The sequence below is a fragment of the Paraburkholderia agricolaris genome, assembly GCF_009455635.1.
GTDB lineage: Bacteria > Pseudomonadota > Gammaproteobacteria > Burkholderiales > Burkholderiaceae > Paraburkholderia > Paraburkholderia agricolaris.
Window position 1 is genome coordinate 581,815 of the sequence record NZ_QPER01000001.1, and the last position, 18,938, is coordinate 600,752.

Sequence of the window (18,938 nt, forward strand, 5' to 3'; positions counted from 1 at the left end):
CGCAGAGGTCGCGCCCGCACCCCCGCCGGCACTCCCCGTGCAGGTGTCGAACACCGCTTCACCCCATAAAGCGACGCTGGTTTCAACCGGCGCGCAGCCCCCCGTAGCACCCTTCGGTGCGCAGCCTCCGCATCCGACTCGCAGCGCTCATTCCAGCGATCCCATCCAGACGAGGAGACTCATGCATCGCGCTACCAAGATTGTCGCTACCATCGGACCGGCTTCCAGTACGCCGGAAATCCTGCTGCAAATGATTCGGGCAGGGTTGGACGTGGTGCGGCTCAATTTCTCGCACGGCACCGCCGACGACCACCGCCAGCGCGCCGAATTCGTGCGCGAGGCGGCCCGCCAGGCCGGCCGTGAAGTTGCCATCATGGCTGACCTGCAAGGCCCGAAGATTCGGGTCGGCAAATTCGAAAACGGCAAGACCACGCTCGTTCCCGGCAACTCGTTCATCCTCGACGCCGAGTGCGAACTCGGTAACGACGAGCGCGTCGGTCTCGACTACAAGGATCTGCCGCGCGACCTGAAACCGGGCGACGTGCTGTTGCTCAACGACGGCCTGATCGTGCTCGACGTGGTGCGTGTGCTCGGCAGCGAGATCCACACCACCGTGAAGGTTGGCGGTGACCTGTCGAACAACAAGGGCATCAACCGCCAGGGCGGTGGCCTGACGGCGCCGGCCCTGACGGCCAAAGACATGGAAGACATCCGCACGGCGATGTCGATCGGCGTGGATTTCGTCGCGGTATCGTTCCCCAAGAACGCCACCGACATGGAAATGGCCCGCCAGCTCGCGAACATCGCGGGCGCGCCCTACGGCATCAAGCCGAAGATGATCGCGAAGATCGAGCGTGCGGAAGCGATTCCGGCGCTGCAAGGCATCCTCGACGCATCGGACGGCATCATGGTTGCGCGCGGCGACTTGGCCGTGGAAGTGGGGAATGCCGCAGTTCCCGCGCTGCAAAAGCGCATGATTCGTATGGCGCGTGAATCGAACAAGTTCGTGATCACCGCGACCCAGATGATGGAATCGATGATCTACGCGCCGGTGCCGACCCGCGCCGAAGTGTCGGACGTCGCCAACGCGGTGCTCGACGGCACCGACGCGGTGATGCTGTCGGCTGAATCCGCCGCGGGCAAGTACCCCGTGCAGACCATCGAGACGATGGCGGCGATCTGTCTGGAAGCCGAGAAGTCGGAGCAGTCGGAGCTGGACAAGGATTTCCTCGACCGCACGTTCACGCGGATCGACCAGTCGATCGCCATGGGCGCGCTGTTCACGGCGTTCCACCTCGGGGCGAAGGCGATTGTCGCGTTGACCGAGTCGGGATCGACCGCGCTGTGGATGTCGCGTCACTGGACGCATGTGCCGATTTTTGCGCTCACGCCGCGTGTCGGCAGCGAGCGGGCAATGGCGATTTATCGCAACGTCACGTCGCTGCATCTGGACACCAGCAGCGACCGCGACACGGCCTTGCAGCAGGCGTTGGAAACCGTGGTCAGCAAGGGCTACGCGTCGCGCGGCGATATGGTGGTGCTGACCGTCGGCGAGCCGATGGGTCAGGCAGGCGGCACGAATACGCTGAAGATCGTGCGCGTCGGCGAGCCGTATTGATTCGCAGCGGACTGCTCGATCGGCACGGGCTGCGTGAGGCCGGAAAGAGCTTTGCTCCAACTCTGGCCGACAGCTCTGCATGGGACCAGAGTAAGAGCTTTGCATGGGATCAGAGTAAGCGCTAACTCTGGCCGACAGGTTTGATTGAGCGAAGCAGGTTGTCATGCCCCGCGAGAGGCGGCGCACAGACTCCAATTGCGCGTGCGGTAAAGGTCCGCAGGTGATGCGCTTTAGGGAATGTGTGACGGGTATGCAGCTTGCTTCGCGATAAAATCGCCATACAAGATGCCGACGGCACAGAATTCGTTTCAATCTAAGGAGTTACAGCATGCCTCTCGTATCAATGCGTCAACTGCTGGACCATGCCGCCGAAAACGGCTATGGCATCCCGGCATTCAACGTGAACAATCTGGAGCAGGTGCAGGCCATCATGGCCGCGGCCGACAAGGTCAATGCCCCGGTCATCATGCAGGCATCGGCCGGCGCGCGTAAGTACGCGGGTGAGCCGTTCCTGCGTCACCTGATCGAAGCCGCGGTCGAGTCGTATCCGCATATTCCGGTCGTGATGCACCAGGATCACGGCCAGTCGCCGGCGGTCTGTATGGCGGCGATCCGCAGCGGGTTCACCAGCGTGATGATGGACGGTTCGCTCGAAGCCGACGGCAAGACGGTCGCATCGTACGAATACAATGTCGAAGTTTCACGCAGGGTGGTTGAAGCGGCGCACTCGATCGGCATCACGGTGGAAGCGGAACTGGGCGTGCTCGGTTCGCTGGAAACCATGAAGGGCGACAAGGAAGACGGCCACGGCGCGGAAGGCACGATGACCCGCGAACAACTGCTGACCGACCCGGAGCAGGCTGCCGACTTCGTCAAGCAGACGCAATGCGACGCACTGGCGATCGCGATCGGCACGTCGCACGGCGCGTACAAGTTCAGCAAGAAGCCCACGGGCGACATTCTGTCGATCCAGCGCATCAAGGAAATTCACCAGCGCATTCCGAACACGCACCTGGTGATGCACGGTTCGTCGTCGGTGCCGCAGGAACTGCTCGCGGAAATCCGCGAATTCGGCGGCGACATGAAGGAAACCTACGGCGTGCCGGTCGAGGAAATTCAGGAAGGCATCAAGCACGGCGTGCGCAAGGTCAATATCGACACCGACCTGCGTCTGGCGATCACCGGCGCGATCCGCCGCTACATGGCGACCAATCCGGGCAAGTTCGATCCGCGCGATTACCTGAAGCCGGCGCGCGAAGCCGCGATGAAGATCTGTCTCGAGCGCTTCACGCAATTCGGCTGCGAAGGCCAGGCTGGCAAGATCAAGCCGGTTTCGCTTGATAAAATCGCGGAGAAGTACAAATCGGGCGAGCTCGCGCAAGTTGTCCGCTAAGCTATAAACAGGCTCTGCACCTGGCTGATTGGCCAGGTTGTCGTTCGATCGCCGTTCCCGCATCATCCGGGGAACGGCGTTTCCCTTTTGTTCCGGTCCCATTTTTGCCCCACTTTTAGCGAACCACGACGATGTCTACCCTTTACGAATCCACGCTCCACTCGCTGCCGCTGCTCGGCCGCGGAAAAGTCCGCGACAACTATGCGGTGGGCAACGACCAGTTGCTGATCGTCACGACCGACCGTCTGTCGGCGTTCGACGTCATCATGGGCGAGCCGATTCCGAACAAGGGCCGCGTGCTCAACGAAATGGCGAACTTCTGGTTCGAGAAGCTCAAGCATGTGGTGCCGAATCACCTCACGGGCGTGGCGCCCGAATCCGTGGTGGCGGCTGACGAAGTCGAGCAGGTCAAGGGCCGCGCGGTGGTGGTGAAGCGCCTCGAGCCGATCCTCGTCGAAGCGGTGGTGCGCGGCTATTTGGCCGGCAGCGGCTGGAAAGACTACCAGGCAACCGGTTCGGTATGCGGTGTTGAACTGCCGCCCGGTCTGCAGAACGCACAAAAGCTGCCTGAGCCGATTTTCACACCGGCAGCCAAGGCCGAAATGGGCCATCACGACGAGAACATCACGTACAACGAGATGGAGCGCCGCATCGGCACCGAACTGTCGGCCACGATCCGCGACATCTCGATCAAGCTGTACAAGGAAGCTGCGGATTATGCCGCCACGCGCGGCATCATCATCGCGGACACGAAGTTCGAATTTGGTCTGGACAACCACGGCCAGCTGTATCTGATGGACGAAGCGCTGACCGCCGATTCGTCGCGTTTCTGGCCGGCTGACCAGTATCAGGTCGGCACCAACCCGCCGTCGTTCGACAAGCAGTTCGTGCGCGACTGGCTCGAAACCCAACCGTGGAAGAAAGAGCCGCCCGCACCGAAGCTGCCGGACGACGTGGTCACGAAGACGGGCGAGAAATATCAGGAAGCGCTCGAACGCCTGACCGGACATAAGCTCGCTTGATTACGCGCACCTGTTCGACCCGCACAGCTTGAGAAACAAGGAAGCCGTAAGATGAGTGAAGTCCAGACTGCCCATATGCATGACGCGCCCGTTGTCGGCGTGCTGATGGGTTCCAGTTCCGACTGGGAAGTAATGAAAAACGCCGTCGCGATTTTGCAGGAATTCGGCGTGCCGTACGAAGCCAAGGTGGTGTCCGCGCACCGCATGCCCGACGAGATGTTTGAGTACGCCGAGCGCGCACGCGAGCGCGGCATTCGCGCGATCATCGCGGGAGCGGGCGGCGCGGCGCATCTGCCGGGCATGCTGGCCGCCAAGACCACGGTGCCGGTACTCGGCGTGCCGGTGGCGAGCAAGTATCTAAAGGGCGTCGATTCGTTGCACTCCATCGTGCAGATGCCCAAGGGCGTGCCGGTCGCCACGTTTGCAATCGGCGAAGCGGGCGCGGCGAATGCGGCGCTGTTCGCGGTGTCGATTCTGAGCGGCACGAGCACCGACTATGCGGAGAAACTCGCGGCGTTCCGCGTGCGCCAGAACGAAGCGGCCCACGCAATGGTGCTGCCGGCGCTGTAAGCGCCAAAGCTGATTGCTTTTAGACGTCCCCCTGTCTGACCCTCGGCCGGATGCCGCTATTGCACGTTTTGCAGGCGCATCCGGCCGCGACCGACCACTAAGATGAATCCAGACAACACACCGGTTTCACCGATTCTGCCCGGCGCATGGCTTGGCATGGTCGGTGGCGGCCAGCTTGGCCGCATGTTCTGCTTTGCCGCTCAGGCGATGGGCTATCGCGTCGCCGTGCTCGACCCGGACGAAAACAGTCCCGCGGGCGCGGTGGCCGACCGCCATATCCGTGCGCCGTACGACGACGAAGCGTCGCTCACCGAACTCGCGCGGTTGTGCGCGGCGGTGTCGACCGAGTTCGAGAACGTGCCGGCCACGAGCCTCGATTTCCTCGCCAAAACCACGTTTGTGAGTCCGGCCGGCCGCTGCGTCGCCGTGGCGCAGGACCGGATTGCCGAGAAGCGCTTTATCGCGTCGTCGGGCGTGACGGTGGCGCCGCACGTCGTGATCGAATCGTCTGACGCGCTGGCCGCGCTCGACGATGCGAAGCTCGAAGCGGTGCTGCCCGGCATTCTCAAGACTGCTCGCATGGGCTACGACGGCAAAGGCCAGATCCGTGTGCGCAACGCGGAAGAAGTGCGCGAGGCGCATGCTTCGCTCGCGGGCGTTCCGTGCGTGCTGGAAAAGCGCTTGCCGTTGAAGTTCGAAGTGTCCGCGCTGATCGCGCGCGCGGCGAGCGGCGCGTCGGTGGTGTATCCGCTGGCGCAGAACACGCATCGTGACGGCGTGCTGTCGCACACTATCGTGCCCGCGCCGGATGCCAGCCCGACCCTGGTCGAGCAGGCGCAACAAGCCGCGCTGCAAATCGCGGACAAGCTCGGCTATGTCGGCGTGCTGTGCGTCGAGTTCTTCATTCTCGAAGACGGTTCACTGGTCGCCAATGAAATGGCGCCGCGTCCGCACAACTCCGGCCATTACACGGTCGATGCCTGTGCGACCAGCCAGTTCGAACAGCAGGTCCGGGCAATGACCGGCATGCCGCTTGGCGACACGCGCCAGCATTCACCGGCTGTGATGCTGAACATCCTCGGCGACATCTGGTTCCCGGACGGCCCGAAGGGCGCGTCGGTCACGCCACCGTGGCACGAAGTTGCCGCGATGCCGGCGGCGCGTCTGCATCTTTACGGCAAGGAAGAAGCACGTTGCGGGCGCAAGATGGGTCACGTGAACTTCACGTCCGCGACGCTTGAAGAAGCCCGCACGGCGGCGCGCGATTGCGCGCGGCTCCTGCACATCATCACGAGCTGACGCGAACGCCATGCCGGATCAAAGCAAACCTGCCGAAGCTGGTGCCGCGGGCGTCTTGCCGGTGAGCGCCGCGCAGATCGAGCACGCTGCCGCGCTGCTCGATGCGGGCGGCCTCGTCGCGTTCCCGACGGAGACGGTCTACGGACTTGGCGGCGACGCCGAAAATCCGGATGCGGTTGCGCGTATTTACGCGGCGAAGGGCAGGCCGGCGAATCATCCGGTGATCGTGCATCTGGCGCCGCAGGGCGACCCGAACTATTGGGTCGAGCATTTGCCGGCCGAGGCGCAGCGTTTGATCGACGCGTTCTGGCCTGGGCCGCTCACCTTGATCCTGAAGCGCGCAGCGCGAATCGATGCCGCGGTGAGTGGCGGGCAGGATTCGGTGGGGTTGCGCTGCCCGTCGCATCCGGTTGCGCAGGCTTTGCTGGAGGCATTCAGCGCGTTGCGCGGCGGGCATGGTGGGGTTGCTGCGCCGTCGGCGAATCGTTTTGGTCATGTGAGCCCGACCACGGCGCAACATGTGCGCGACGAGTTTGGCGGCGCGATTCACGTGCTGGACGGTGGTGCGTCGGAGGTCGGGATCGAATCGACGATACTCGATTTGTCGCGCGGGTTTCCGGCGCTGTTGCGGCCTGGGCGGGTCACGCCGCAGGATATCGCCGACGTGCTCGGCGAGGCGCCACGTTTGCCGGATGGGTCGGATGCGACGGCTCCACGCGCATCGGGTACGTTGAAGGCGCACTATGCGCCGCGGACGCCGTTGGCTTTGCTGCCTTTTGATGCCTTGCAGGCTTTGCTTGCGGCGCGTCGGGGCGACGAACGCGTGGCTCTTGTGGCGCGGGTTTCTCGTGCAGGTGAGTGGGCGCATGCTGAGGGGGTGCATTTCATTGCTGCGCCTGAGGATCCGCATGTTTATGCGCGTGAGTTGTATGGGTTGCTTAGAGCGCTGGATCGCGCGGACGTGACGCGGATTCTGATCGAGAAGTTGCCGGATACCATTGAGTGGATTGCTGTTAATGACCGGTTAGGGCGGGCTGCGGCTGCTTTTGAAGCGCAAAATTAGAGGTGGGGCCTGCTCGGCGGTTTTGTTGTTGATCTGGATTTTGGGCGTTGGCTTGCTGTGTTCGTGGTGTGTTTGGCGTTGCCCTTCTGGTCTTTTGGCCTTTCCTTGATTTGTTAGTGGTCTATTAGCGTTGCCCCTGTGCGGGGCGGCACTTACTTTCTTTGCCGCCGTGCAAAGAAAGATAAGCAAAGAAAGCGGCTCACCCCGCCAGCTCATAAGCGGGTCCCCCGCACAGTAAGGGTAGTGGTGCATCTGGAATCCGTGCCCCCGCACACTCCGCGTTAGTGACAAAGCGCTCATCAGCTCCCACTCCGCACTACGTGCGTCGCGGACGGGTCTGCCAGGGAAACCGGGGGGCGCCTGGCACACCTGATGGTCTTGGGAAACGGGTTTCGGCGGCGTAGCGCCGCCGGAGGTATGACTGCCTTGTCACTGAGGCGAAGTGTGCGATGGGACAGATTCCAGATGCACCACTACCGTGGCTGTGCGGGGGACCCGCTTAAGAATTAGCGGTTTGAGCCGCTTTCTTTTGCCTACTTTTCTTTGCGGCAGGCAAAGAAAAGTAGGTGCCGCCCCGCACAGGGGCAACGCTAATAGACCACTAACAAATCAAGGAAAGGCCAAAGGCCCAAAAGCCCAAAAGCCCAAAAGCCAGATCAAGAAAAGGCCAACGCCGCAGGCAAAAAAACCACCCACACCGAGGCCCCGCCTCAAATCACTTCCCTAATCCCGTCGCAGCAATCTGCTGCTGCACATACTGCGCGAACAGCGCATGCGTATGCGTACTCGGGTGTACCAGATCCGCAAACATGTAAGTCTGATCAGCGCCAGCGACCGTATAAGTCTGCGGTGAGCAGAACAACGACGAGCCAAACTGCGAGCCGTACTGCGCCGGCGTCAGCCCATTCGTTGCGGCCGGATTGGCAGTGGCATACGCAGTTGCGTTCGCTATCATCGACGTCAGATTACATGCCGTGCCGGTGTTGGCCACCGTGAAACCCAGCGCCTGGTAGTTCGGCAACTGCTGATCCAGCCACGAGAACGCATCGGCCACAATAACCTTGCCCGTACCCAGCAGGCCCAGACTGGTCATTTGCTGGACCAGCATGTAGTTATACGCCGCGGTAATCCCGGTCAGCAACGCAGCCGCGCCCGGCGAGGCCGCGTTGGCCTGAACACCTTGCGGCGTATTGCCGATATCCGGCACCGTCGACACCACCACGTGAGTCGCGCCCGAATTGACCATGGTCTGGACTTGCGCGGCAAGCGCGGCAGCGGCCTGCGCGATCTGCGGGGTGGGCTGCTGCTGCAGATAGCCGACGATGAACCCGATCTGGCCCGCCTGCGTGTTCGGCACGACGCCGTGTGCCAAGGCCGTCTGCAGCGCGGTGCCAAGCGCCGTCAGATTGGCAGCGGTCGAAAACTGGAAAATGTCGTTCGCGCCGCCGTTCACCAGCACGAGCTGGTTCGAGTTGAAGCTGGTGTGCGCGCCCAGGTAGTTTGCCACCTGGGTCACCACCGGCACGGTCGTCGCCGCCATGTTGTTGGGCGCCCAACCTTCGCCTTGCGGATTGACAACGTCCGAGCCGCCTTGCGCGTAGCCAAACCCGCCCGCGGCGACCAGCGGTTGACCGAAACCGCCCACATACGCAGCAGTCAATGTGCCGCCGTAGTACTCGGCGACTTTCTGCGTCCACACCTCACCCGGGTTGGTCGTGAAACGGCCGCCGCCGAAGCTCGCCTGAATCACCGGCGCGTACGTGCCGACGTCTGACAAGCTGTCGCCAAACGACACGACCTGCAATTTCACGCCGCCCGCCGGCGTGCTGCTCGAATTGTTGTTGTCGCTGCTGCCGCCGCCGCAAGCCGCGAGTAGCGCAAACGCAGCACTGGCGATAGCGATCTGCGTGACGCGGACGAAATTGCGTTGCTTCGATGTTGTTTGTTTCATGTTGACTACATCTCCTCGTATGTGTGGCCCTGATGCCATGTGTTGCAGGCGGCGCCCACCGCGTCGGCGGCGTGACGACAGCTTACAGAATCTTCTACGGTCTGCGCGGGGTTTGAAACGCGGCCGTATGCTTGTCTTCAATATTCGAATTCCCGCCGGACCCCGCGACAAGGGTACTCGCACCGGCGGCGCGGCGCGCGTGATAATCCGCAGCCCATGCGGGCGGTGCGAACAGCGCGCACAACTTGTTGCGCCAGCCTCGTACGCTCACGAAGTCGGCCGCCATCGACGCCCATTCGTGAAACGTCGCCTTCAGCGGGTTGTAAGTGTGAAGCGGCTCGACGATGCCGTACACCGGCGCATCGTGCGGATCTTCCTCGACATAGCTGCCGAACAGGCGATCCCAGATCACCAGCACGCCAGCATAGTTGCGGTCGATATAGCGGTCGTTGCGCGCGTGATGCACCCGGTGAATCGACGGCGTATTGAACACGTATTCGAGCCAGCCGAGTTTGCCGATCGCCTGGGTATGCACGAAGAACTGAAAGCCGAGATTGATCAGCACGATGGCGACGATCTGCTTCGGCGGAAAGCCCAGCACGGCGAGCGGAATCCAGAAGAGCCACATGCCGGCAACCGGATACATCAGGCTCTGGCGGAACGCGGTCGAAAAATTCATCCGCTCCGACGAATGATGCACGACATGCGCGGCCCACAACCAGCGCACGCGGTGGCTGCACCGGTGGAACACGTAGTAGAGCAGATCCTGCGCGATGAACAGCACGACAAACGACACCCAGGTCGCCGGCCACGTGGCGACGCGATAGTGATCGTAGAAGAATGCATAAACGGGAATGATCGCGAGCCACGCGAGTTTGTCGGCGGCTTGCTGCATCAGTGCGAGCGCGGCGTTGCAAAACGTGTCGCGCCAGCTATAAAGCTGCGCGCCGGGGCGCGTACGCCGCAGGTGCCACGCCTCCCAGCCAATGCATGCGAGAAAGACTGGCGCCATGGCGAGCAGCAGCAATTCGGCATCGAATTGCATGGTGTCTTCCTCCGTGGTCCCTGGCCGCTGCGTTTGCCGCAACGGACGTTGTCGTTTTCGTTTGATCGGGCCACGCCACCGTAACGGCTGCGCGGCTCGTGCGCTACGCGTTGCGTTTTACGCGCGCCTCAAACACTGCCCGACAGCGTACACGCTTGGGCGCGTTGCGGCGCGCGGGTTCTATAGAAGGAATCCTCAATGGGCGTTGCGCTTGTGCGGGTTTTTCCTGGGCTTGCTGCCGCGCGGTTCGGCAACGGTGTCGGAGACCTTCGTAAATCCCTGGGACGGACCCTGATAGACCCATTCGAGCAAGGCGTCGTGCGCGGCGCGCGCGGCCTCCGAATGCGGGTCGTTGATCAGGCTCACCACCACATAGCTATTGCCGTCCGCCGAGGCCACATAGCCGGCGATCGCCCGCACGTCGCGCAGGGTGCCGGTCTTGATGTGCGCGTTGCCGCCCGCGCCCTGGTTGGTCAGGCGGTTGCGCATCGTGCCGTCGACGCCGGCAATCGGCAGCGATTCCACGAACACCTGGGCGACCGGGCTCGCATTGGCCCGCTGCAGCAGATCGGCGAGCGAGAGCGCGGTCACGTGCTCGTCGCGTGACAGGCCCGAGCCGTTGTCGAGCGTCAGGTCCTGCATGTCGACACTGTCGCGGCGCAGAAACGCCTTGATCGCGCGTGCCGATTTGGCGGGCGTGGCGGGTGGCCTTTCTTCCGTTGCGCCGATCGTCAGAAACAGGTTGCGCGCCATCGTGTTGTTGCTGAACTTGTTGATGTCGCGAACGATGTCGGACAGCACCGGCCCCTGGTGCGTGGCGACGAGGCGCGCGCCGACCGGCACCGCGCCTTCGCGGGTCGCGCCAGTGAAGGTGCCGCCGGTTTGCTGCCACAGCGCGAGGAAGCCGCCCGCGAAGAACGCGGTGTGGTCGAGCACGGCGACGTTGAGCGTGCGCGGACCGCAGCGCACCGAGTAGTCGCCGTCGAACGACGCCACCACGGTGCCATTGGGCTGCGGCGTCACGGTGGGCGAGACCGAGGCGGCGTCGCCGCGGCACGGGCCGTTGACGGCGTGCATCTGATTGTCGATCTGCAACTGCGAGAGCGCCGGCAGCACGTCGATTGTGACGGTGCCGTCCGGGGACGGCGTCAACGTGAACGACAGCGATTTGAAGGCGTACAGCAGCGGATCGGGGCCGACGTTGTACGGCGCGGTGGCGTCGTCGTCGAACGGCGGCAGATCGCGCGTGGAGGGGTCGAAGTAGCGCTTGTCGAGTACCAGCGCGCCATCCACACCGGTGATGCCTGCCTTGTGGATCTTCTGCACGAGGTCGATCAGTTCTTCGGGCACGAGTTTCGGATCGCCCGTGCCCTGAATGTACAGATTGCCGTGCAGCACGCCGTTGGCGTCGAGTGTGCCGTCCGCGTAGGCGTTCGTGCGCCAGCGATAGTCCGGGCCCAGGATCGACAGGCCGGAGTAGGTGGTGACGAGCTTCATCGTCGAGGCGGGCATCATCGGCTTGGCCGCGTTCAGCGCGACGATCGGCGTGCGGTCGCCGACTTTTTCGACCACCACGCTGATCGACGACAAGGGCACGTGCGCGCGCTGCAGACCGATCATCACCGATTGCGGCAACACCGTGGTGACATTGACGCTCGGATGGGCGGCCTTGACGCGCGCCTGCGCGGTCAGCGGCAGTGCCGCGCCGCTACCGAGCGCGGCGCAGGCAAAGAGCCATGCCGCCGTGCGCGGCGCGAAGCGGCGCGGCAGGGAGCCGGCAGAGACAGAGGAGCGTGGCCGCAGCGCCACACGGCGTGCGAAGGAAGGCAAACAGGCGGACAAAAAATCAGGGAAAAAAGCGTGCGTCATGGACCAAGCGAAGAAGCAGGATTTCAGGGCGCGGCGGCGCGCGGCAAGCCAGAGTGTGTCGAAGCACTTGTCACGCGCGGAAAACCGCCGCGCGACGCAAAGCGCTCATTGTAGAGACATGCCGCCTGGCTGCGGTGAAAAAGCGTCGCTTGGCGCGCACGTGGGGCCGGGCGCTAGAATGCGGCATCATCAAATGTTTCGGGACCGATTCAACCATGCGCATATTGCTAGTCGAAGACGACCGGATGATCGCCGAAGGCGTGCGCAAGGCGCTACGCGGTGAAGGCTTCGCTGTCGACTGGGTGGAAGACGGCGAAGCGGCGCTCAGCGCGGCGACCGGCCAACCTTACGATCTGGTGCTGCTCGATCTCGGCCTGCCCAAACGCGACGGGCTCGAGGTGTTGCGCACGCTGCGCGCCAAGGGTCACGCCACGCCGGTGCTGATCCTCACCGCACGCGACGCGGTCGCCGACCGCGTCAAAGGACTCGACGCCGGCGCCGACGATTACCTTGTCAAACCTTTCGATCTCGACGAGCTCGGCGCCCGCATGCGCGCGCTGATCCGCCGGCAATCGGGCCGCAGCGATTCGACGATTCGTCACGGCAACCTGACGCTCGATCCCGCCTCGCATCAGGTCACGCTCGACGGCGCGCCGGTCGCGCTGTCGGCGCGCGAATTCGCGCTGCTCGAGGCGTTGATCGCCCGGCCCGGCGCGGTGCTCTCGAAGAGCCAGCTCGAAGAAAAAATGTACGGCTGGGGTGAGGAGATCGGCAGCAATACCGTCGAGGTCTACATTCACGCGCTGCGCAAGAAGCTTGGCGCGGATCTGATCCGCAATGTGCGCGGTCTTGGCTACATGATCGCCAAGGACGCCTGAGCCGATGCGTTCGATTCGCCGTCAATTGTTGTTCTGGCTGCTCGCGCTGGTGTTGCTCGGCGTCGGCATTGCGGGTTGGCTGATCTACCGGCAAGCGCTTGCCGAAGCCAACGAACTATTCGACTACCAGCTGGAGCAGATTGCCGCGGCGCTGCCATCGGAACCGTTCTCGCAGGTGCTCGGTTCGCGCGATACCGGCGACGAAGGCATCGTGCTGCAGATCTGGAACCGCAACGGCGTGTTGATGTACTACTCGCGCCCGCGTGCGCCGCTCGCGCCGCGCGCCGAACTCGGCTTTTCGACCGAGCGCACGGAGCGCGGCGACTGGCGGGTGTACGGCGCGATCGTTGGCGATAACGTCGTGCAACTGGCGCAGCCGGTGTCGGTGCGCAACCGGCTCGCGGCGAACGTCGCATTGCGAACCCTCTGGCCGTTGATCGTGCTGTTGCCGTTGTTGGGGCTGGCGGTGTGGGTGACCGTCGGGCGCGGGCTGCGGCCCTTGCGGCGCGTGACCAGTGCGCTCGACGCGCGCCACCCCGAAGCGCTCGACCCGTTGCCCGATCAGCGTCTGCCGCTCGAAGTGCAGCCGCTCGTGCGCGCGTTGAACGGCCTGCTCGAACGGCTCGCCACCGCGCTCGATATCCAGAAGGCATTTGTCGCCGATGCCGCGCACGAATTGCGCACGCCGCTCGCCGCCGTGCAGATCCAGACGCAGCTGGTGGCCCGCGCGAAAGACGATGCCGCGCGCGGCGAGGCGCTGGCCGATCTGCAGGCGGGTGTCACGCGCGCCACGCGGCTTGCCGAACAGTTGCTGGCGCTCGCGCGATCGGAACCCGATGGTCTTGCCGTCACCAATACGATCGATCTGCGCGCGCTGTTGCAGGACTGCGTGGTGGCGTATGCGCCGCTTGCGCAGAATCGCGGCGTCGATCTCGGTATCGAGGCGAGCGAACCCGCTACGGTGACAGGCGACGCCGACGCGCTGCGCGTCATGTTCAACAACCTCGTTGATAACGCAACCAAATACACGCCGCGAGGCGGGCGCGTCGACGTCAGTCTGTCGGTCGAGGAAGGGCATCCGGTGGTGCGGATTGCCGACAGCGGGCCGGGTATCGAGCCGGCCGAACGCGAGCGCGTATTCGATCGCTTCTACCGGGCCGGCGCCGGCGCGGATCGTGCGCGTACCGACGTGGCGGGCAGCGGTCTCGGCCTTGCGATCGTGCGTCGCATCGCGACCCAGCATCATGCGGCGGTGAAGCTCGACGAGTCCGCCGCGGGTGGTCTGCAGGTCGACGTGCGCTTCTGAATGTGAGGCTTTCTGTTCGTAAAGTGATTCCAACTGGGCTTAAGCGAGGCTTAAAAACGGACTGGAAGCGATCTGGCGCTGCTTAAGACTCTTTTAAGCGATGCCACGTACGCTTCATCTCATTCCAGAGCCTTTTTCTCCAGTCAGGAGTACACGATGAACGCGAAAACCTTGTCCCGCAGCGCTGTTGCAGTGGCTGTCGCCGTAGCGCTTTCCGCCGGCTATGTGGCGGGGCATCGCGACGTGCCCGCGCCGCAGGTGATCACGCCGGCGCAGGCCGCGATGATGCCTGCTGAAGCCGCCGCGAAGACCGGCATCCCCGATTTCTCGGGCCTCGTTGAAACCTATGGCCCGGCCGTCGTCAACATCAGCGCGAAGCATGTGGTCAAGCAGGCCGCATTGCGCGGTAACGGCGGCATGACCGGCAACAGCGGCAACCAGTTGCCGATCGATCCGAGCGATCCGTTCTATCAGTTCTACAAGCACTTCTTCGGCGGCATGCCGGGCATGCAAGGCGGCGACGGCGGCGATGCGCCCGATCAGCCGAGCGCGAGCCTCGGCTCGGGATTCATCGTCAGCAGCGACGGCTACATCCTGACCAATGCCCACGTGGTGGACGGCGCGAACGTCGTCACTGTGAAGCTCACCGACAAGCGCGAATTCAAGGCGAAAGTGGTCGGCGCCGACAAGCAGTCCGACGTCGCCGTGCTGAAGATCGACGCGAGCAATCTGCCCACCGTGAAGATCGGCGATCCGCGTCAGAGCAAGGTCGGCCAATGGGTGGTCGCGATCGGCTCGCCTTACGGTTTCGACAATACGGTGACCTCGGGCATCATCAGCGCGAAGTCGCGCTCGCTGCCGAACGAAAACTACACGCCGTTCATCCAGACCGACGTGCCGGTGAACCCGGGTAATTCGGGTGGTCCGCTGTTCAATCTGCAAGGCGAAGTGATCGGCATCAACTCGATGATCTATTCGCAGACGGGTGGCTTCCAGGGCCTTTCGTTCGCGATTCCGATCAATGAAGCGATCAAGGTCAAGGACGACCTCGTCAAGACTGGCCACGTGAGCCGTGGGCGCCTCGGCGTCGCGGTGCAGGGCATGAATCAGACGCTGGCCGATTCGTTCGGCATGCAGAAGCCGCAAGGCGCGCTCGTCAGCTCGGTCGATCCGGGCGGTCCGGCCGCCAAGGGTGGTTTGCAACCGGGCGACGTGATTTTGTCGGTGAACGGTGACCCGGTCGGCGACTCGTCGGATCTGCCCTCGCAGGTCGCCGGTCTGGCGCCGGGCAGCAAGGCCACCGTGCAGGTATGGCGGGACAAGGCCACCAAGGACCTGACGGTGACGATCGGTTCGTTGTCGGATGCGAAGGTGGCCTCGGATAAGGCCGATCAGCCAACCCAGTTGCAAGGCCGGCTCGGCGTGGCGGTGCGGCCGCTGACGCCGGAAGAGAAGAGCGGCGCCTCGGTGTCGCACGGTCTGCTGGTGCAGCAATCGGGCGGCGCGGCTGAAAGCGCCGGCATCCAGCCGGGCGACGTGATTCTCGCGGTCAATGGCCGGCCCGTCACCAGCGTCGATCAGTTGAAGCAGATGATTGCCAGCGCGGGCAACAGCATCGCGTTGCTGATCCAGCGCGATAACGCGCAGATCTTCGTGCCGGTCGATCTCGGCTAAGCGGGGATTGAGGTAACGTGTGCCGGTCCTTTGCACTTACTGCCGACGGACCGGCATTTTTTTACCCGTCCTGTCATTGCGCAGCCGTGAGGAAGGGCGCTCTGTGCCGCACAGCGTGGCGCAGCAGCAGTTTCTGACGACGCAAACCGATGCCTGGCATGCAGGTTGCGTCTCTCTTGATCCGGACCCACGGGGGACCCCGGACGACAAGATCTTAAAAAGGAGCGAACCGATGAAAACACAACGCAATCAGCGAAGGATCGTAGCCGCCGCGATATGCGCGGCGCTCACGCTCGGTCTGGCGGGCGGCGCTTATGCACAGGCGAGTGACGTATCGGGCGGCACGACCACGGACAATGGCAGCGCAGGCAACACCAATGACGTCGGCATGCCGCAAATCCAGCATAAGGGCGACGTGTCGTTCGTGTCGGGCGGCGTCGGGCTCGACGAATCCACGGCGCTGCGGCACGCAGAGAGCCGGTGGCCGCTGTCGCTGCGCTTCACGGGCCCCGGCTCCGATTTTCTAGCCGACGTCCACGTAAGAATTGTCGACGCGCACGGTGGCGACGTGCTGGGCGCCACCTCGCGCGGGCCGTACATGCTGGTCAAGCTGCGCCCCGGCCGCTACACGGTGCATGCGCAATACAAGGATCGCGACCAGACCCAGACGGTGACGGTCCCGGCCAAGGGCACCGCCAAGGCGGCGTTCTACTGGAAGACGCAATAAGCAGCAGAAGCGCCTCGCCTTCCTGCGCGGCGCCGGGCCAGATACCGCGCCGGCATGCATGAAGGCCGCGCATTCGGCAGAAGTTTGGCCGATAATGAAGCCACGGGTCCACCCCGTGGCTTTATTTTTTGCGCGACCGCACAAGCGAGCTGCACACCAATCCGGAGCCGAGACATGAGCGATGCCTTGACACCCCACGGAAGTCCCGGCGCAAGCACGGGCGCGCATGCCATTGCGATTCGAGCCAATGGCCACCGGGTGCGGGTGATTCACGGCGGCGTGACCATGGCCGACACCCAGTCGGGCCTGACGCTCGCGGAAACCGGTCTGCCGGACGTGTTCTATTTCCCGCGTGGCGACGTGAATATGGCGCGCCTCGAACGCTCGACACATACTTCGCACTGCCCGTTCAAGGGCGAGGCCTCCTACTTCCATCTGCGCACCGAAGACGGTCTGATCGAAAACGCCGTATGGAGCTATGAGACGCCGCTCGAGCCAGTGGCACAGATAAAAGGGTATCTCGCGTTTTACGCATCGCGCGTCGACCGCATCGATCAGACATCCTGACCGGGCTGTCGCGCGCTTATCGGGGAGGCTGCCATGGAGCTGAACGACGCGTTAAGGATTCCGCTTGCGCCGTCCGACGTTTGGGACGCGTTGCAGGATCTCGCCTTGTTGCGTGCCAGCCTCGACAATTGCGAATCGTTCACGCGGCTTGGCCATGGCGAATTTGCACTCACCATGACCGTGCCGCTTGGGCCGTTGCGCGCGCGCTACGACGCCCGGGCTCACGTAGCCGGTCAGGATTCCGGGCCGGCGGAGGCGCAGCGCCGCACCATCAATTTCAAGGCGCGCGCCGAGGGCATCGGCGCATTGCGCGGACAGATCGAAGTGAAGTTGCGCGCGGACGATGCCTCGCACGGCATCGGCAGGGAACGGGGCACACGGATCGAGTACACGATCTGGGCAACTTCGTCCGGGCCGCTTGCCGAACTGCCTACGCGCCAGCTCGAACACGCGCTGCATCAACTGGCCGACGATTTCTTCGACGAATTCGGCGCGGTGGTTCGCGCCAAGCATGGGCAAGGACCGAACCGTGCGCGTGGTTCCGCGGCGCGGCGGCAGCACGTGTTTCTTCGGCCGATCGCGCTGAGCGGTATCGCGCGACGGGCCCGCACGGATCATGGTCATACGCTGACCGGACGGGCGGCGAGCGCGTCGCACGGCGGCTCTCACGGCGTGTCGCACGGGGTCTCGCATCACGATTCCGGTCCGCATGCGATGCCGAACTGGGCATGGGCGGCGATGATTTTTCTGGTGGCGCTGCTGTTGTATGTGGCGCGCTGGTTCAGCGAACGCTGAGCGCATGGTCAGCCTGGCCGGTGCCGCGACGAAGTCTCAGTAATGCGCTGCCGGCGGCGTTGGCGGCGCGGCCCTCATACACCTTCACACGCCGCGAAACTCCCGCCGCCACGCTGATGGCGAAGTGCGGAACGCCTCCGCGAAATGTTGCCGCAGCGAGGCGGTCGAGCCGAAACCGGCAATTCCCGCGATCGCTTCCACGGACTCATCCGTGCTTTCCAGCAGTTGCTGCGCGCGGGCGAGGCGCTGGGTCAGCAGCCACGCGCCGACGGTTGTGCCGGTGGCGAGCCGGAAGCGCCGCGTAAAGGTGCGGCGGCTCATCAAGGCGCGCTCGGCGAGCGTGTCGAGCGTATGCGGCGCATCGAGATTTCCGCTCACCCAATCGAGCAGGCCGGATAAGCGGTCGCCGCGCACATTCGGCGGCACGGGCTGGTCGATGAATTGAGCCTGACCGCCTTGCCGGTGCGGCGGTACGACCAGGCGGCGCGCGACATAGTTCGCCGCCTGCGCGCCACACATCTTGCGCAGCACGTGCAGACAGCAATCGAGGCCGGCGGCAGTGCCGGCCGAGGTCAGCACGTTGCCATCGTCCACATACAGCACGTCGGGATCGAGCCGCACGCGCGGGTAGCGGCGCGCGAAGTCGTCCGCCCACGCCCAATGGGTGGAGGCCGGCCGGCCGTCTAGGATGCCCGCGGCCGCCAGCACGAATGCACCCAGACACAGCCCGACCAGTTGCGCCCCGCGTGCATGGGCGGCGCGCAGCGCGTCGAGCAGCGCGTCGGACGGTGTCTCGTCCGGGTCGCGCCAACTCGGCACGATGATCGTATCGGCGTCGGCGAGCGCTTCGAGCCCATGCGTGACAGCGATCGAGAAGCCGGCGGTGGTGGTCAGCGCGCCGGTTTCGGCGGCACAGACGCGAAAGTCGAACTCAGGCAGGCCGCCGCCTGCGCGATCCTCACCGAACACCACGCACGGCACCGAAAGATGAAATGGGCTGATACGGTCGAACGCGATGACCGCGACGACGTGGCGGGGCGCGTCGTCGTGCTCCGGATGAGGGGAGGAAGTAGCCATGAGTTGCCGCGCCTTGCGAAATTCAACGATGGCCCGATTCTAGCGAATATTGTCATTCGGGTCGCTGTCGGGAAAACAGCGGGG

Annotated in this window: 16 protein-coding genes; 12 read left to right on the plus strand and 4 right to left on the minus strand. The window is 64.0% G+C overall.

Features of this window, described 5'->3' with window-relative positions:
- The first annotated feature begins 181 nt into the window (after positions 1 to 181).
- From pyk to GH665_RS02655, 6 genes are all read left to right on the plus strand, one after another.
- On the plus strand, positions 182 to 1,618 hold the full coding sequence (gene pyk, locus GH665_RS02630; RefSeq protein ID WP_153138192.1) for a pyruvate kinase: 1,437 nt from the start codon (positions 182 to 184) through the stop codon (positions 1,616 to 1,618).
- Between the two features lie 328 nt (positions 1,619 to 1,946).
- Entirely contained in the window at positions 1,947 to 3,011 is a 1,065-nt protein-coding gene (gene fba / locus GH665_RS02635; RefSeq protein WP_153134546.1) for a class II fructose-bisphosphate aldolase, read from the plus strand.
- Positions 3,012 to 3,142: 131 nt separating this feature from the next.
- Entirely contained in the window at positions 3,143 to 4,033 is an 891-nt protein-coding gene (locus GH665_RS02640) for a phosphoribosylaminoimidazolesuccinocarboxamide synthase (protein ID WP_028196245.1), read from the plus strand.
- Positions 4,034 to 4,084: 51 nt separating this feature from the next.
- Positions 4,085 to 4,603, plus strand: coding sequence for a 5-(carboxyamino)imidazole ribonucleotide mutase (purE, locus tag GH665_RS02645; protein WP_153134547.1), 519 nt, complete (start codon positions 4,085 to 4,087; stop codon positions 4,601 to 4,603).
- Between the two features lie 102 nt (positions 4,604 to 4,705).
- Positions 4,706 to 5,902 carry a 5-(carboxyamino)imidazole ribonucleotide synthase gene (locus tag GH665_RS02650; RefSeq protein ID WP_153134548.1) on the plus strand — a complete coding sequence of 399 codons (1,197 nt, stop codon included), beginning with the start codon at positions 4,706 to 4,708 and terminating at the stop codon, positions 5,900 to 5,902.
- Between the two features lie 10 nt (positions 5,903 to 5,912).
- Positions 5,913 to 6,965 (plus strand): L-threonylcarbamoyladenylate synthase, encoded by a 1,053-nt coding sequence (locus GH665_RS02655; RefSeq protein ID WP_153134549.1) that lies wholly within the window; start codon positions 5,913 to 5,915, stop codon positions 6,963 to 6,965.
- Between the two features lie 715 nt (positions 6,966 to 7,680).
- Here GH665_RS02655 and GH665_RS02660 read toward each other — a convergent pair.
- The 3 genes from GH665_RS02660 to dacB all read right to left on the minus strand — a co-directional run bounded on the left by GH665_RS02660 (position 7,681) and on the right by dacB (position 11,830).
- Entirely contained in the window at positions 7,681 to 8,916 is a 1,236-nt protein-coding gene (locus tag GH665_RS02660; RefSeq protein WP_153134550.1) for an SGNH/GDSL hydrolase family protein, read from the minus strand.
- A gap of 94 nt (positions 8,917 to 9,010) precedes the next feature.
- On the minus strand, positions 9,011 to 9,961 hold the full coding sequence (locus GH665_RS02665; RefSeq protein ID WP_153134551.1) for a sterol desaturase family protein: 951 nt from the start codon (positions 9,959 to 9,961) through the stop codon (positions 9,011 to 9,013).
- A 195-nt stretch (positions 9,962 to 10,156) separates the two neighbouring features.
- A complete protein-coding gene (gene dacB, locus GH665_RS02670) occupies positions 10,157 to 11,830 on the minus strand; it encodes a D-alanyl-D-alanine carboxypeptidase/D-alanyl-D-alanine endopeptidase (RefSeq protein ID WP_246216127.1) in 1,674 nt (557 codons plus the stop codon).
- A gap of 215 nt (positions 11,831 to 12,045) precedes the next feature.
- On the opposite strand from dacB, the gene GH665_RS02675 reads away from it, so the two are divergent.
- From GH665_RS02675 to GH665_RS02700, 6 genes are all read left to right on the plus strand, one after another.
- Entirely contained in the window at positions 12,046 to 12,708 is a 663-nt protein-coding gene (locus GH665_RS02675) for a response regulator (RefSeq protein ID WP_153134552.1), read from the plus strand.
- A gap of 4 nt (positions 12,709 to 12,712) precedes the next feature.
- Positions 12,713 to 14,014: an ATP-binding protein gene (locus GH665_RS02680; RefSeq protein WP_153134553.1), complete on the plus strand. Its 1,302-nt coding sequence runs from the start codon at positions 12,713 to 12,715 to the stop codon at positions 14,012 to 14,014.
- A gap of 156 nt (positions 14,015 to 14,170) precedes the next feature.
- Positions 14,171 to 15,688, plus strand: a complete 1,518-nt coding sequence (locus GH665_RS02685) for a DegQ family serine endoprotease (protein ID WP_153134554.1) — start codon at positions 14,171 to 14,173, stop codon at positions 15,686 to 15,688.
- A gap of 232 nt (positions 15,689 to 15,920) precedes the next feature.
- Positions 15,921 to 16,415, plus strand: coding sequence for a carboxypeptidase regulatory-like domain-containing protein (locus GH665_RS02690; protein ID WP_153134555.1), 495 nt, complete (start codon positions 15,921 to 15,923; stop codon positions 16,413 to 16,415).
- Positions 16,416 to 16,589: 174 nt separating this feature from the next.
- Positions 16,590 to 16,982 (plus strand): DUF427 domain-containing protein, encoded by a 393-nt coding sequence (locus GH665_RS02695; RefSeq protein ID WP_153134556.1) that lies wholly within the window; start codon positions 16,590 to 16,592, stop codon positions 16,980 to 16,982.
- Between the two features lie 33 nt (positions 16,983 to 17,015).
- A complete protein-coding gene (locus GH665_RS02700; RefSeq protein WP_153134557.1) occupies positions 17,016 to 17,777 on the plus strand; it encodes an SRPBCC family protein in 762 nt (253 codons plus the stop codon).
- Between the two features lie 84 nt (positions 17,778 to 17,861).
- On the opposite strand, the gene GH665_RS02705 is transcribed toward GH665_RS02700, so the two are convergent.
- Positions 17,862 to 18,854 carry a helix-turn-helix domain-containing protein gene (locus GH665_RS02705; protein ID WP_153134558.1) on the minus strand — a complete coding sequence of 331 codons (993 nt, stop codon included), beginning with the start codon at positions 18,852 to 18,854 and terminating at the stop codon, positions 17,862 to 17,864.
- Positions 18,855 to 18,938: the final 84 nt, after the last annotated feature.